The following is a 16,029-nucleotide window of genomic DNA, read 5'->3' as shown; positions in this document are numbered from 1 at the left end:
ACGAAAAAAATATTCTCAATGAAATACTCCAATCATTTATATTGAGAATACAACAAAACCATGATCACTATGACTTATTCGGCTCATCCAGCTTTTATTCCTTCATCATGACAAGTAAAGTACTCTATAGGGCACATTTTATTTTTCTAGTTGAACTGTTGGCTAAACGACATACCTGGCCTTTGATTTTATAAGTGGCTTAATTCATATAATGCTTTGGCATAGGTGGCTGTCGCTTTGATTAAATCATCGATTTCTATAAATTCATCAATTTGGTGAGAGCTCTCTACCTTACCAGGGAAAAGCGCACCGTTGTTCATCATATGTGTAGCATAGCTGTGACGTAATTGATGAGGATGAATACTCTTTTTAACCCCAGCACGATTCGATATACGTTTGATAATAAATCTTAGGTTATCATCAATACTCATACGTCTTTTTGGCCTTCTTTCCGTAATAAACAAACAAGGCTCCTCATCATTTCTTTCATCTAGATACCTTTTTAACCGAATGGTACAACAAGTATTAAAGTATACTTCCCTTTCTTTATCACCTTTCCCATGTACAATGACAGAATTAATTCGTTGAGAAGTTAATATCGTCACGATTCAGTTTTACGACTTCCCCAATACGGCAGCCAGTAGAATACAAAAATTCAAATAATGCATTCTCCATTGAGTTATGACATGCTTCCCTAAGATGTTCAATCTCTAGTTCAGAAAGAAATTTTGGGATTCTATTGCCTAACTTTGGTTCTGTTAATTTAGCAGCAAGGTTTTTAAGAATAAAGCCTTCATCATGTGTCCATCTAAAAAGTGATTTGATGCAACGAACTCGATGTCCTAAACTAAACTGGCTTTAAGTGTTCTCCTGCTTCAATGAAGTAGCCCTTTAGTTTTTCTGTAGTAAATTCACTCATGTTAATGTCACCCGAATAACGTAATAAGAGATTATATTGAAAACAATATACTTTTAAAGTCAGAGGTGAATATCCCTCATTTTTTATCTAATTGATACTGTTCCTAGGCCTCAGATAATAACATTATTCTTCACGCTCCCATTCTGCAAATCAATTAATCTAGATTCCATTATATTAAAGGAGAGTCTCTTTTATACGCTAGTTATTCAATAATCGTAGAAAACAAAAAATTACTTAACCATGAGAACACTTGAAATACAAGAAAAAGACGCTTTCTCTGTAAAAGAATAGCGCCCGATAGTTGAAGTGTATAGCTGTACAAACTATCACTAAATCATGTAATGCTTTCCATTAATAATGTTTGTAGCTTTCTTGCCATACAATACTTTCTTTGGATTGATAATGATGATTAAAACTGCTACTACTAAATAAAAAATTGCGTTATACATGATTAAATCGATTAAGTTTCCGTTTATTAAGCCGATAAAAAAATTAAAGAATTGATGGATGATGATTGGGATGATTAAATTCTGATTTAAATTATAAAACGCTGCCATGATAATCGTAGTAGATACGATTGAAATCATAAAGAATAGAATATATTTGATCAAATCCATGCCCATAAACCCTGTAGTAAACCATATAGGTAGATGCCACATCCCCCACCAAAATCCTATGATTATCGAAGCTTTTAATGGCGAATGTTTCTTTTGAAGCTCAACTTGAGCAAAACCTCTCCACCCTAATTCTTCACCTAGTGGCCCTGACAGAAGATTTTTTAAAAAGTAATAGAACAGCATTCCCCATGAAGATATAGTAAAAATAGAGTCTACTTCACTATTATTCAATACGAGAAACAAAATCAGCATAAATATGAAGGCTTGAATCGTAATTACAGAAAGAATCACAGAAAATCTAAGTTTAGTCTTGAATTTATTTTTAACAAAATGTATAAAACTCTGCCCAGGATAGATTTTTTTAAATAGTATTGCAAAAGCAAAGGTTGAAGACCAAGCTGATATACAGCGCACGACATCAAAAACCCATGTAGGAAGTCCCAATATCTTTATGACCCCTACAAGACAAAAAAGTGGAAAAAAAATGATATTGGTTAGTAGAATAAAACTTGCTACCGGCTTTTTTAGCTTCTTTTCTCTACTCATACAGATCCCCCGCTTCAAACTAAGTATTTCGTCAATATTATAATACTCATATTAACGAATACCTTCAGCATAAACCTAGGGGTTACTCACAGGTCAATACCCGCATGAATGAACAATAAGACTCCACCAGTTATAACAGCATGTGCAGGTTTTAGTTGTGTTCCTCTATCCAGTGAAAGGTGAAGTACCCCCACTGATTAAATTTTCACTTTATAGGTACATAAATTTCTAAAAAAATACGTTCAAGTCCATCTTCATAAGTGGTAAGTAATAGATTTATATAAACAAGCCCCAAAAGTTCATACCCTTTTTCTTTTGCTACTTTTCTTAAACTAGCTTCCACTTTATGATCAGTATTTTTCCCACCCGTTGACCATCTTCCATCTTCAACAACTGTATAAATACATTTTGGATGAGATAGAATCTCACCATCTATCTCTTTATCAAAATATTCCACTTCTCTTACAATGATAAATTTTTCTTCAAGAATACCATCTTCATTGAAACGTATGACTCTTCTTAAAGATGTGAGAATCACTGCTTTTTTTAAACTGTCTGTGCTTTCTTTTAGTGTGTCGTATTCATCATATGCAGTAAAATGCTCTATTTCTCCTTTTATTTCTAAAGGCTTCATTTCTTTTACTGCGTATACACCTAGAAATTGTTTAATTTTTTCGCAATCTTCTTTTACGACCTGAAGCTTTTTTAACAGTAGTTTTTTATATTCTATTTCCTCTAAAACCTCTTGTTCTTTCTCTTCTAATAATGATTGTATTCCCTCTACACTCTTACCTTTTCTTAATTCTTGTATTTTTTTTATTTCAATATCAATTTCTCTATAGAAATTTACTGTTGTTATATCATATATATCAAAATGATTATATTTTCTATACCCATTCTCACTATTTTGCTTAGGCTTCACTAATCCCTTTTCCTCATAAAATTTTAAGGTATCTCTAGATACATCTAAAAATTTTGCCACTTGTCCAATTGTGTACATTATACCCTCCTTTATCATTACTAGAACAGCTACTCTTCAACCTTCACACTGTTTAGTAACAACACCTCAATAAATGGTAATTCATTATTAATATCCTCTATAATTTTTGAATCTGCTCATTAATATTTACCTTACTTAATCCTCCGTAGTAACAAACCACGGATTCAATATCTAGGTCTAAATATTTCTTCAAAGACTGTCGAGCAGTCTTTATATCCAAAGTGGTTGGAAAATGAATCTCCTCCAGTGTTCCGTTTACACTATACATCGAATTCCCAGCAACAAGCGTTTTACTTTTCTTCAAATATAAACTGATATGGCCAGGAGCATGCCCTAGAGTATGGATAATAAGAATCCCGCCACAACACGGCAGTTCTTGACCATCAATCAAGGTATCATCCGCTTTTCGCTTCAGTGGATTCTTGAATTCTCTATGTGTCCATCTTTCAAAAGAGGTAAATCCCCATGGATATAAGGCTTATCTAGTTCGTGAGCATAAACTTTAATATTACTTCCACAATTCTGCAATATTTCAGAAAGACTGCCTATATGACCTATATCCTGATGCGTCAAAATCACGACTTTTAGTTTATCAAACGACACTCCTACCTTATCCATTGCTACGTGTCAATCTTCAATTTGTCCAGGGAATCCAGTTTCTATTAAAACAGCCATTTCCTGATCCCATAAAATTCAAGGTGTAGCATCTCTACTCCCTTAGAAATCCCCATAACTTTAGTCTCCTTTATAATTAGATTTTATTGCTGTCAAAGAATGGGTTTGATTACACAAGAAGATTGGAAAAATAAAGCTAATCTTGTACTTAAAATACTATTTTTATTTAGTTCATTAATTATGCATTATTGTACTAACCATCTTTGTTATTTGAATAGCTTAAAGCTTCGGTTTATTTTTAATAAACCCTTTTTCTATTCAAAAAATAGCCTGACTGCTGAACAAGAAAAGTCCTGTATTAAAATACAGGACTTTCAATCAATCTTTTTTAAAATTATCAAACTTTCTTATAAACGAGCAGGCTTTTTTATAAAAGACTGAACTTTAATTCAAATCCACACGTTTAATAAATCGAATTCGATCAACTGTTTCAGATGAATACACCCTATACCCTGAATCTGTTTGAGAAGGTTCTAATACTATCCCCATTCTTTCGTAGTAACGAATTGTTTCTTTGTTGACCCCACATTTTTCTGCAAGTTCACTAATAAGATACATCACTATTTTCACCCCTAAATAAATTATAAATCAACTTGCTTCTTTAATAAAATGGCCCTTTAACGGAACGACTTATTGTCACTCAACAGTTCCTTAATCGATCTTTCAATTCCAGATGCTCTTTTTCTTTTCACGTAACAGAACCATCTTTATTCAGGATAGGTGGACAATTTCTGTTCATAAACCTTCATGGAAACCCATTTCATCTCATAGAAAGGAAGAGCATATTTTGAAAACATGCTCTTTCACTCTAAAAACAAACGATTCATTTACTAATCTATATCATACTTTCACATCAAATAAGAAACTTAAGTTCAATACTCCGGATACTCTTCTTTTACAAGTTCTTCAATGTTATTACTTTGTTTAATTTCTTCCGATGATAACCATGCTGTCATTCTTGTTCCATCCTTATTTTCTAAATATATGTTGAATTCCTTATTATATAGTTCTTCTTTCATAATAGTGACCATCTTTGTCAAATCCTCAATTACACGAGAGTTGTTTTTATATTGCGCCATATCGTCATTAAACACTAAATCCACCTCATACTCCAAACACTCCCCGTTTTCCAGATCCGAGCAAGTAATATCTTCAAATTCAAAATGTTCATTTTGAATTTCTTCTAATCTCTCTCCTATTTTTGTTTGAGTTTGAATAAGATATGTCCAATAAGTTCTTACATTATCTTTCATTGTTATTAGCAGCTCTTCTTTCGTTGTAACTTCTTGCACGTTTTCAAAAGGTAAACCTATATATTCACCATTATAATCCCTGATTTCAATTTCTGCTATTTTGCTATTACTCTTCTGAATGAGCTGGAATAACGCAAATAACCGATCCAATTCTGCTGATTCAAATTTACTATAATCAATCTTGTTACTCGATTTTAATGTTAATAGCAACTCGTCAGTTGGTTTCTCTCCATTATCATAATCAACGATATACTGAAGAGCACTTTCATTTTCACATTCCTCGTAGCCTAACTTTTTCATTTCCTTTAAAACAGATTTGAGTTTTTTATATTCCTCATATGTATTTTTTCCGTAATCATATTCATCGCCTACTATTCTAGAATAGAAAAAACCATTTACTTCTACTCGAAATTGAATATTTTTATTATCTTTTGCTTGAACGGTATGGTATGTATGTCCCATATTCCCTGAGTTTATACCGCCCCATTGCGTCACAGCAACATCAAATCCATGTTTGTCTTTCACATATTTTTCTACTTGTTTTTCATTTTCATAATTACAACCGCTTAAAAATAAGAAACATCCCACTAACAATATTACAGCTTTCAGTCTTTTCATCTAACTTCTTATACCCCTTTCTTATGTAAGAAATGATTCTTAGTTGTGTAGTAAATTAAAACATACTTACAAGAAGTAAATTCTATTTTGTATTAACAATTATGCGTAACTTCTAGCTCATTATTAGCGTATATTGTTCCGTAAGTAGCACAAAGTAACATGCCACCACAAACCTCGCTACTCACTTGAAAATTCACATGATCTTCATATGTATCTATGCTATCTGTTCTAATTGTATCGACAAGTTTTTTCAAATCAAGAACTGGTAAATGTTTCGCTACAATTTCATAGCTTGATAAATGATTTTTATTATTATGTGGATTATACTCCTGAATTTCTTTATAAATTGGACTTGGACTATACGGATCGTGTTTGAATTGTCCATTCTCATCTTCATATTTTTTCATCTCTTCTTCAACTATATAATCCGGATAACCTTCTCTGCCTTCACTCTCATCACCAGATTCCCAAAATGGATATTCTATATCACATAAGTGTGTTATAATCCATATTAAAAATTGTTCATTTATAAAGTCCACATTTTCTTCTAACTCCTTAAACCTACTACAATAGTACTTTGTAGCTTTTTCTATCTTCTCTTCTTGCGACATATCATCCGTTTCTCCTGTTATATCGCATCCATCTAAATTTATAAAAATGTTATTAAACTCCCCTAAAACACCTAAATCAACAGTTCGACTCCAGTACGCTTCACCATTTCTATCGACTTCTATCATAATATCTCCCCTTCCTCGCACCATTTTACAATATCTGTATGTTATTTTCTATTCGCTTTATCATTTACTCGTTTCCTTTAATAAATAATCCAGTGCTTTAAGTTCCTCCCAAAGTAAAATATCACTTGGCCTAAGCTCATGTTATCTTGTCGAGATACGAGGCGTATAAACGCTAGTCCATAATGTTAAACCATTATAAAGTCACGACTAAAAAATGATTTCTTCTTTTTCTATATACTTCACATCTGCTTTTTGTGCCATTCATAATTAGTAAAACAATATCAATCTCTCTTACTTATTCTTTTCATCCACTTTCATCTTTAAATATTCAGCAATTTCTGTTTGTCCTCTTTCAATAGCAAATACATAAGCATCTATATCTTTCATAGTATCCCCTGTATAGTTAGCAGTAATATCAATACCATTCTGAACAAGATACTTTACAATATTAATGTGCCTACCATAAATCGCTGAGAATAGAGGATTTCTATTTGGATCACTAACATCTAATATTGCACCATTATCAAATAAGTACTCTACAATACTAATTTCACCTTCACTAGCTGCATGTGCAATAGGCGCTGACTTTGGTACACCATCGTTTATGTTAATACCCATGCCAGATTCAACTAGAAATTTTATCATATTCAGTTTACCAGCTCTAACCGCAACATGTAGCCACGTTCCAAAAGGTGTTACAAAATCAAGCAAATTTTTATCTGTAATAATTATCTCTTTCGCTTGTTCTATATCACCATTCTTAATTAAATCATAGATTTTCATTGCTTTTTCCTTATTATCCATAGAATCCTCCTAAAATATCTTTATTTCATTAATGCTGCTTCTTCACCTAGTAGCTTAAGCATTTCAACTATTTTTTCACGAGTTCCACCAAAACTATCTACTTCTTTCAACTTATCAACGATATGTTGAAGACGTTCTATACCGTGTTGTGCTGCAATTTTATTTAGTGAACATACAAGGTTTTTTTCACCTATCAGTTCTATTCCATATCTTCTTAATATTTCTTGACCTTCTCGAACAAGTTCTTGTTTCTTCTGCCCAAGACCTTGTTCAAATAAAATATGATGTGCATATGGACTTATCATAACAGCAGGCAGATTACCTATTAGCCCTCTAAGATACTTACTAAAATCAATTTTAATTAATGCTGCATGATATTCTGTAGTAACACCTAAATCATCCATTTTTTTACTAATCTCATACAACTCATCTACAAAATTATTATTTTGAATAGTATTTTTAAGTTTGTTCATCTTATCTGTATTAGCATTACCAGCCACAACCATATCATCTAAATAATCGTTTACAGTGTTTCCCTTCCCCATGTCATCATCTTAAAATAAAAAGCACTTGTTGCCCATTGTAGACAATCAAGTGCTTTAAGTTCATCTGTTTTATAAGTGTCCATGTTAGCTTTAAGTTTATACATTTCGTCACGTTATAAAAAACAGTATGCCACATTTTGTGTATTATTTGTACTCAGCGACCATTAAAATGACCGTTTCTTTTTTATATACTTCACATATGCTTTGCTTTTCGTCTGTGTATGTGCTTATGTGTATTTACGTTAAGCGTTACTAGCTTTGTCATTCGCATGTGTAAAATATAAATCGAGTTAAGTGTTATCATAATACTTATAAAGTCACTATAACTCATTCCACTTAATTATTATGATAACATAGTCAAAAATTCTTCAAAACTACTCGCAATCACTGTGGTTGCTGGCTCTAATTCTTCCGATTCTTCATGATCCCAGATAACAATTTCAGGATTCTCACTATTTCTAAAATCTAAACAAATAAAATCACCAGCAAACATAGCAGCTATCGGTATAATATTCATGCCAATTAACTCTTCATCATCAATAAGCCTACCATCTAATTGAGTTAAAACAGATGTTAGGTCATACCATCCATCTACTGAATGCTCTTTAGGGTTATCCAATAAACATAAGAACCTTTCTATCACATATTCCTGCCTATCAATTTTCAATACATTAGTAATAGGTGTAGCTCCGTTATACTTTTTTAAAAAGTCAATATATGACTGCGGCAATTTAATTCTATACGATTGTTCAAACCAAGCAATTCTCTCATCACTCGGAAAAGGTTTAACACTAGTTTTTTCATCTATTTTCATTATTAATTCCTCCCTATCTCTTACCTATATGTGCCCAGTGTCCAGGGCTCCTTCCACCTTTATGGTTTATAATATTGTGAATACCAAATGGAACTAACTCCATTCTTCCATCAATTTCAGAATGATGCCACGTCATTCCCTTAGGCCTTCCACCTTCAATTCTACTATCTAGCCAATTAAACTGTTCTCTATCTTTTGCTCCCCAGAGCCTATCGGGAAGGTAGTCAACTTTTCCTATTAATCCATCAACTTTAGAAAAATCAGGGTATTTTGTTCCATCTTTAAATGGAACATCTGGTATCAATCCTTTCTCTATGGCCTGTAACCTAATTTCTTTTCTCTGTCTATAATTTAATCTATCTCCACCAACAATGTCATCTGCCCAACTCCATACTGTATTAGATTCAACTTTTTCAGCATACACTTTGGCGTAATCATCAATAACATCTTCAAATTTTTTATTACCGGAAACAAATTCATTAATATTTTCTAAAAATACTTCTCTAGTCTCATTAGTATTTTTAACCGTACCCTATGTTGTAATCTTAAACCCTCACAATAAAAAAGCAAACCATGTAAACCTTATTAAACTACTTCTTTTTCTTCTACTATCGGCAATTCATATGCCGTTTTATATTTCATCATGCCATATACAATGTTTACAAGCCTTCTCATAATACATACCAATGCTTGTCCTTTTGTTTTTCCCTCTTTAAGTTTCTTTTGATAATACGCATGAAACACTGGGTTTCTAGGTAACTTACTTCCTTTTGCTACTTGCACTTGCTGTACAGCTAAATTATAAAATAAAGCGTGTAGCGCCCTGTTTCCTTGTTTGCTTTTGTGTGTCTTACCTTTCCCACCAGAACCAAAGTAAACAGGCGCAATCCCCGCGAATCGTGCTAATTTGTTGGCATTTGGAAATCGCCTTACATCCCCAATTTCTGCAATTAATGCTGATGCCGTCACAAGTTCTATTCCCGGCATCGTCTCTAATTGATAATCTAGTAGATTTAATAACCGTTTTAATTCTCTTTCGATGTATTTCAGTTCCCTCTTTTTAAACTCAATATCCCGTACAATACTTCTTACTAAAAAATCTCGCGTTTCTTGATACTCTTTCATTGTTTGTCCATCTCCTTTTACAAGTTTTAATATGTCGCTTGCTTTCTTCACTGAACATGTATTGTTGCTAACGTCTAATAAAAAAGTCGTTAATTTTTTTACACTAACACCCTCTAAACAAGACGGTGACGAATATTTCTCCCAAAACGCTAATGCTGTTTTCCCATCTAATTCTGAGAAAAACTTTTTATAGCTTGGATAATGATGGTTTAATTGAATATGTAGTTGGTTCTTTAATGCACTTTGTGCTTTTACTAATGCATTCCTTCTTGAAACCAATTGTTGTATTGACCAAAATAAATCGTTTGGATTTACATTTGGTAGTTGCTCAAATTTGTTTACCAATATACGTGCCACACATTCCGCATCCCAACTATCATTTTTTTGTATCATCACTTGGCTTTTTCGTTCTAAAAATGATAAAGCTGGATTTACTTCTTTCACTATTCGTTCATGATCTACTAAATATTTCGCTAACGCTCTTCCGTAACCACCAACATCCTCTAAACCAAATACAACTGATAAACCATCACTCACATATGTCTCTACTTCTAATAAAAACTTCGAAAATGCCGATGGTTTATTCTCAAATTGTATTTCTCCTAATTTCTCTTGCCAACAATTAATCATAACAGCCGTATGATGCTGCTTATGTAAATCTACTCCTACATACAAATAGTTTTGTCTATTATGCATAACTCATCCCTCTATTCAATGATTTAGTCATATATAAAAATGTCGGCAACCTTAGTTCGAGCGTTCATCTTCCGATGCGCATAGGTACGCAAGCCTATCCATTTTTCATCACTCTAGTAGTATGTATAGTAAAATGAGCTAATTTTTTAAGTGAGTTTATAAAATAATTGCTGCATGTTTTCCATTTGTTTGTATTTCCCCGTATTCATACATGCCACGATAAAAATTCTCTCTATCTAACATGCGTTTCACTTGTACTTTCGTAAATTGTTTACCTTTCGCTGTGCAGTAGCCTTCCACATTCAATTGTTCTGCCAATTGCGTAAGTGACCAATGTTTAAAAAAGTGTCGTAATTCAAATAGTCTACGTACAACTACTGCTTTCTCACCATCTACTTCTAACACCTTTTGTCCTTTTGTTGCCTTGTAGCCAAACAGTACACCACCACCTGCATATCCACCTTGTTCAGCCTTCTTCTTTCTACCTCTACTTAGCTTCAATGCAATTTCAAGTCGTTGGTATTGGTCTAATAGCTCTAACATGCCATTCACCAAAAAGTCATTTGGCTCATGTGTGTAAATACTATAGCTTGATTGTTCAATTGCCTTCACATCTACTTCGTGTTTCTTTAGTTCTCGTTGTATCAATACTTTCGCCATATCAGAGCGCCACAATCGTGATGTATTCAACACAACAACATAGCTTACTTGTTTATACGTCATATCCGACAATAGCTCTTGTAGTCCATCACGTTCAACTGTTAATCCATCTTCATACACATGAAGTAGTTCTAAATTATTTTCGTTACAGTAACGTTCAATCTCTTCTACTTGATACGCTAAACTATACCCATCACGTACTTGTCCTTCCGTTGAAACTCGTACGTAACCAACTACTTTCTCTCCCATCATAAATCCCCTCCCGTTACAGTAATTTGAGTCCCTGTAACGTTTACCCGTTTTTTGCGGATAACGTGTTCGTAACGTAAATCCGTTAAAACGTACTTTACGATGACTTCAAAAAATAATACAACCCTTAATTTTTACAATAGTTTTTTCTCTAGTAGTGTCGTACACTGTACAAAGCCACTACAGTCTATAAAATTTAACACTTAATACACTTATAAAATTATACGTGTACCAACTTATTTCTACGCTAAAATACAAAAAAGCACTCGTTGCCATAATTGACAATCAAGTGCTTTAAGTTCATATGTTTTTTAAGTAACATTAAATTTGTAAGTTTTATAGTAACAGTATGACACCTTTTATATGTCATGACAACTACTACGTTAAAACTTACGAGTCTGTACGAGTTCGCTAGTTTTTTGTCCATTCCATGTGTTTATATTCATCACCCAGTAAAATGTCATCTCGCCTAAGCTCGTACTTCGTTTTCTATTCTATCATTGCACATAATACTCTATGATGGTACAACCATCATGAGGTCTTTACTTTTTAACAGCTGATTCATTTTTTTATCTACTTCAAAATAAATTCTCTTCACTTGTATATATTTACAAGAGCTTTATCGTTTTCATGCATATAAAAGCTTATAAAGTTACTATAACCCTTTGTGCTTACTTAGCATCATGAGTAAAATCATTTTACCTAACATTAACTTAGTCTCTATCTAACAGTTAAAATATTCTTTTAAAAACTCATAAAATGTTGGCCAAGTTTCCTCTAACTCTCCGCTTAAAAGCAGCTCATCTCCACCTTCAAAATTAACCGAATAAACTTTATCAGTTACACTATCAAGTACTAGTATAGCATTTGCTGACATTTCACTTAAAACTAAATACTTTTTAGGAAATCCATGCTCATTTCGAGCAATAATCGTGTATGATTCAATATTATTCTCTTCATCTACAACATCTAGCAACTCATAAGGAACGTGTTCTTCCCAAAAAGGCCCAGCATACCGATAATAAAATTCTCTGAATGTATCAGATACTTCAACACCTAAGTTAGTTAATGTCTCTTTCACTTTATTCTTATCTTCACGTTTATAAATGTCTTCTTCAAGAACTTGTTCTAAATTATCAGGCAAAACATTCATTTCAATTCCCTCCTAAAGCTTCATTCCCTCTAGTTTTCCAATAATTTATAGAATCTACTTTTTGGAATGCTTTTCTTGTTGGCTCATCCATAGGATAAAATGGATTTAACTTTCCTTTATACGGATGCAATGGTGGCCTTTTGGCATTACTAATATTATGATATCTGGTCGATGCTTCAAATAATGGACCCACTCCTTTTTGTTGCGAATGATGTAACGTTGCAACACTACCCGCATCATCAAGGATAGGAGCTAGACCATACTTGGAAGCGGCTTCTGCATTTGTTAATCCACGTCCTTTTTTCGCTCCCTTTGTTCGAACCATATTCCAATCAATATCTCCTCTTTGATAGACTTTATAAGTAAAGCCTGTTCCTTCTTTACCTGCATTATACTCTACACTTCTAGTAAAATAAGTATTACTTTCATAATCTTTAAGGTGTCGATAAGTACTATCATCACCCGTACCTTTAGTATTTAACCTACCCTCCTGCTCCAACTTCGAAATCCGACTCTGAATGTCTGCTTTCGATTCTGCATGACTCGCTTTTACCCTAGACTCTAAATCTGTGCCACGACGAAGTTGCATAGCTCCATCAGCGGGTACTAGAGACTTAACTGACACGAAGTCTTTCGCGATATGCAATCCGCCTGTTGTACCATCTATAATTTTAGCAGCTCTACCTTTTATCGCATGATCCCAATCATTTATTTTGTCTGCTGCTTTTAAACCTTTTAACTTTAAATCTCTTAACCAAGTATTTTTATTATTCTGTAACAATTGTACCACATCGGATACCTTATTCGCAGTAAATTTAACCCCAGGAACATCTTTTATTTTACTTAGTTTGTTTAGTGTGACAAGGCTTTCTGTTGCTCGAAATGCTTTCCCAGCAACTCCGATGACTGGGATGGCATCTATTACGCCGAAAACACCATTTTCTGCTCGTTCGGCAGCTGTTAGTTCCCTTCCTGTTCCCCAGTCTTTCCCTTCTATCGCGCTTTTTAGTTGTAATCCACCATAGGCGACTGATGCAGTTATTCCAACTGGTGGAACGGCAATTGTTAAAATAATTAACGCTCCGGCAATTGCGAGATCACGCCAAGATTCTAGCTTTTTTTGTCCTTCTGCAATGGTCTCATATTCAAACCCTCGCATGGATGGTACGAAGTCTCGGTATTGCTCATAGCTTAGCTCTGCATCTGGGTTTTGTTTTTTAATTTCTTTATATTGTGCTTTCAATACTTCTTCAAAAGCAACGGACTCTTTGAAAATATCATCTACTGTAATTTCATCTTTTTTCGTGGTGATTGTTTGTACTTGCCCGTAGCCGTGGGCACTTGGTGTGGTTGTCGTAGTTGTAGCACCGATTCGGTTATCTGTCTTGTAGTTTTTTATTGATAAATCACGTATTTTTCCTGCGAATGCATCCATATCTTCTAAGAACGGTTTATCAAAGTGTCTGGAAACAACTTCTCCTACTTTTGTGCAGTAGTTTCCGAGTTCTATATAATCATCTAGTAAGTCATGGAGTTTTTTTTCTTGATTAGTATGCGAGAAGTTAATACTTCGGTCAGAATCTAGTTCTCTTATTTTCGCTTCAACATCTTCTAATGTACGGTTCATTTCTTTTAACTTCGGAATTGCCTCTTTCGTAATTTTATCAATTCCTTCTTTCATATCTTGCCATTCTTCAGGTTTATAGCGAACGTCCATACGCTTCCCATCCCCCCTTATTAAAGATGATTAACCGCTAATCTCTAATATTTTTTGTAATTCCTCATCCTTTTTAATCATTTCTTCTAATGTGTGATACACAACCGTAGCAGCGGTGCCATAGTTATCTCTCAGTTCTAATGTTTTTTCCAATATTTCACGGTGCATATCCATGATTTCTTTTGCTTCCCCATCTTCATAAAAGTTACCGTTCACAATATGATTAATGTTTACCTGTACAACATTTGTATATATGTCACAAATTTCTTGTAAACTTGTTGCGATTTCAACCATTTCGTTAAAGTTCATCACAATTTTTTCAGTTCTGCTTACAGATCCTGAACCGCCATCTTCCATTTGTACTTGCATTAATGTATCCCTCCTAACGAAAGCCCTGTCAGATCCATCGGTTTTTTATACTTCATTTTTAATCCATCAAATACTCGTTTATTTAACGCATACAAACTAACCCATTCATATCGATTTCGCCCTACATCAATTTGAACAAAATCTTCTCCTTCAGTGAAATATAAGATACATTCCCATTTCCCCTCACCTGTTATGCTTTTTGGATGTGGACGGACAAATGTTTCAATCGCGAGAACATCTTTTTCTGATAAATCCATCTCTTTACATGTTTCCAGTTCTTCCATCGTCATTCTTTTCGTTAAAAATGTATGCTCCGTTTCCCGTGGCTCTCTCATTAAAAATGGAATACGCCCTAATAAAGTAAAATACACATCGCGCTTCGCTATGTAATCGACGGTGTATTCTTCATTTGGTTTGATTTCAGTTAACACAGCTACGCGGTGTTCATCTTTTGGTAAAAAACCAATTAATAAGTTATTGATACGGGTATATTCCTTACTCTCTTGATATGCTTTTAAAAGTTCAATAAGTTGAAAAGCCCCTTCTGTTAGCCCACCCGTTTCGGTAATGAGACTTTTTTCAGTTAAACGAGCAGTTGCATTTTGTACGCAATCTGGGTCCCCCATTAAAATTTGTTCACGTTCTGATAAGCCAAATAAGTGCGTCACATCAGCTGCACCCGCTAATACATACAATTCTGCCGGAGTGAAAATACTTTGTTTCTCTTGCATCGTCATCACCTTTATTTCTTATAAGTTTTTTATAACTCTCACTTCATTCGTATTCGTGAATGATTCAATGTTTTCATCAAGGGTAGTGATCGCTTTCGTATGATCTTCTAACGCATTGGCCATATCTTGATTGAACTCAATAAGTAATTCTAAGTAACTTAAAAACGCGTTATATGTTTTACCATGCCAATGTGAACTAACGACCTTTGCTTTTAAATTTTGCGCACGTTCAAGAGAGTCTTTCACGCCATCTTCTATTTGCTTTGCATACTGAATTGCGTTTGTTCTTTCATAACCGGAAATCTCGACTTTCTTTCCGCCCATTATACGTCCCTCACTTCTTCGTATTATTTATTTTGCGCTGCAGCCTCTCGTTCTTCAGCTTCTGCTTTCGCTTTATACTCCAGCCACTTACTGTAAGCTTGACTTGCGGCATTCCCCACATCGATTAAAGCTGCTTCAAAATGCGTAATAAATTGAGATAATTCTTCATCTTTTTGCGGTCGCTTTGCTTCAAATTCACGAGCAGGAACTTTATTTGCATGAAGCGTACCATCTTTTTTGTGATAACTTTTAATTGCAGATGTTGCATCTTTCAAATCCTTCTCAAGTTCTTTTTCTTTCCTCTTTAAATAGCGATATAGCTCACTGTACTCATCCCGTTTCCGCTCATTTGTTGTATAACCAATACCAAAAAAGTTCCCAACGCTATCAAAAAAACTTTCTCCCATACAGTTTCCTCCTGTGAGAATTTTTTATATTTTAACAAAATTAACACAGCTATTCTATCAAAAATAACCG

General features: G+C 33.9%; 16 protein-coding genes and 3 pseudogenes. All 19 read right to left on the bottom strand.

The window, feature by feature from the left end; all coding sequences use genetic code 11:
- Positions 1-305: 305 nt before the first annotated feature.
- Positions 306-1,043, bottom strand: a pseudogene (locus BAMA_RS25230) (tyrosine-type recombinase/integrase); the annotation flags it as partial.
- Between the two features lie 205 nt (positions 1,044-1,248).
- Positions 1,249-2,082 (bottom strand): CPBP family intramembrane glutamic endopeptidase, encoded by an 834-nt coding sequence (locus BAMA_RS18330; protein ID WP_034642110.1) that lies wholly within the window; start codon positions 2,080-2,082, stop codon positions 1,249-1,251.
- Positions 2,083-2,287: 205 nt separating this feature from the next.
- Positions 2,288-3,082: a MerR family transcriptional regulator gene (locus BAMA_RS18325; protein ID WP_034642109.1), complete on the bottom strand. Its 795-nt coding sequence runs from the start codon at positions 3,080-3,082 to the stop codon at positions 2,288-2,290.
- 97 nt (positions 3,083-3,179) lie between these two features.
- Positions 3,180-3,813 (bottom strand): annotated as a pseudogene (locus BAMA_RS18320) (MBL fold metallo-hydrolase).
- A 340-nt stretch (positions 3,814-4,153) separates the two neighbouring features.
- Positions 4,154-4,318: pseudogene (locus tag BAMA_RS24180) on the bottom strand (MerR family transcriptional regulator); the annotation flags it as partial.
- Positions 4,319-4,629: 311 nt separating this feature from the next.
- Positions 4,630-5,628, bottom strand: a complete 999-nt coding sequence (locus BAMA_RS18315; RefSeq protein WP_034642107.1) for a hypothetical protein — start codon at positions 5,626-5,628, stop codon at positions 4,630-4,632.
- A 92-nt stretch (positions 5,629-5,720) separates the two neighbouring features.
- Entirely contained in the window at positions 5,721-6,365 is a 645-nt protein-coding gene (locus tag BAMA_RS18310) for a hypothetical protein (RefSeq protein ID WP_034642104.1), read from the bottom strand.
- A 291-nt stretch (positions 6,366-6,656) separates the two neighbouring features.
- Positions 6,657-7,169, bottom strand: a complete 513-nt coding sequence (locus BAMA_RS18305; protein WP_034642101.1) for an ankyrin repeat domain-containing protein — start codon at positions 7,167-7,169, stop codon at positions 6,657-6,659.
- 20 nt (positions 7,170-7,189) lie between these two features.
- On the bottom strand, positions 7,190-7,714 hold the full coding sequence (locus BAMA_RS18300; protein WP_235184476.1) for a hypothetical protein: 525 nt from the start codon (positions 7,712-7,714) through the stop codon (positions 7,190-7,192).
- A gap of 343 nt (positions 7,715-8,057) precedes the next feature.
- Positions 8,058-8,528 (bottom strand): SMI1/KNR4 family protein, encoded by a 471-nt coding sequence (locus BAMA_RS18295; RefSeq protein WP_034642098.1) that lies wholly within the window; start codon positions 8,526-8,528, stop codon positions 8,058-8,060.
- Positions 8,529-8,541: 13 nt separating this feature from the next.
- Positions 8,542-8,952 carry an HNH endonuclease signature motif containing protein gene (locus tag BAMA_RS18290; RefSeq protein ID WP_235184475.1) on the bottom strand — a complete coding sequence of 137 codons (411 nt, stop codon included), beginning with the start codon at positions 8,950-8,952 and terminating at the stop codon, positions 8,542-8,544.
- Positions 8,953-9,113: 161 nt separating this feature from the next.
- Positions 9,114-10,349, bottom strand: coding sequence for an IS110 family RNA-guided transposase (locus tag BAMA_RS18285; protein ID WP_034642093.1), 1,236 nt, complete (start codon positions 10,347-10,349; stop codon positions 9,114-9,116).
- 156 nt (positions 10,350-10,505) lie between these two features.
- Positions 10,506-11,258 (bottom strand): recombinase family protein, encoded by a 753-nt coding sequence (locus BAMA_RS18280; RefSeq protein ID WP_034642089.1) that lies wholly within the window; start codon positions 11,256-11,258, stop codon positions 10,506-10,508.
- A 724-nt stretch (positions 11,259-11,982) separates the two neighbouring features.
- On the bottom strand, positions 11,983-12,411 hold the full coding sequence (locus tag BAMA_RS18275) for an SMI1/KNR4 family protein (protein WP_034642087.1): 429 nt from the start codon (positions 12,409-12,411) through the stop codon (positions 11,983-11,985).
- A 1-nt stretch (position 12,412) separates the two neighbouring features.
- Entirely contained in the window at positions 12,413-14,128 is a 1,716-nt protein-coding gene (locus tag BAMA_RS18270; protein ID WP_034642084.1) for an HNH/ENDO VII family nuclease, read from the bottom strand.
- 30 nt (positions 14,129-14,158) lie between these two features.
- Complete coding sequence (locus BAMA_RS18265) at positions 14,159-14,497, bottom strand: hypothetical protein (protein WP_034642082.1); 339 nt, start codon at positions 14,495-14,497, stop codon at positions 14,159-14,161.
- On the bottom strand, positions 14,497-15,228 hold the full coding sequence (locus tag BAMA_RS18260) for a DUF5081 family protein (protein ID WP_034642079.1): 732 nt from the start codon (positions 15,226-15,228) through the stop codon (positions 14,497-14,499). Before BAMA_RS18260 ends, BAMA_RS18265 begins: the two co-directional genes overlap by 1 nt.
- A gap of 18 nt (positions 15,229-15,246) precedes the next feature.
- Positions 15,247-15,552 (bottom strand): WXG100 family type VII secretion target, encoded by a 306-nt coding sequence (locus BAMA_RS18255; protein WP_034642076.1) that lies wholly within the window; start codon positions 15,550-15,552, stop codon positions 15,247-15,249.
- A 23-nt stretch (positions 15,553-15,575) separates the two neighbouring features.
- On the bottom strand, positions 15,576-15,959 hold the full coding sequence (locus BAMA_RS18250) for a hypothetical protein (RefSeq protein ID WP_034642074.1): 384 nt from the start codon (positions 15,957-15,959) through the stop codon (positions 15,576-15,578).
- Positions 15,960-16,029: the final 70 nt, after the last annotated feature.

This window comes from Bacillus manliponensis (assembly GCF_000712595.1).
Classification (GTDB): Bacteria; Bacillota; Bacilli; order Bacillales; family Bacillaceae_G; genus Bacillus_A; species Bacillus_A manliponensis.
The sequence above is the reverse complement of the archived record's forward strand: the minus strand, read 5'-3'. Positions and strand labels throughout refer to the sequence as shown.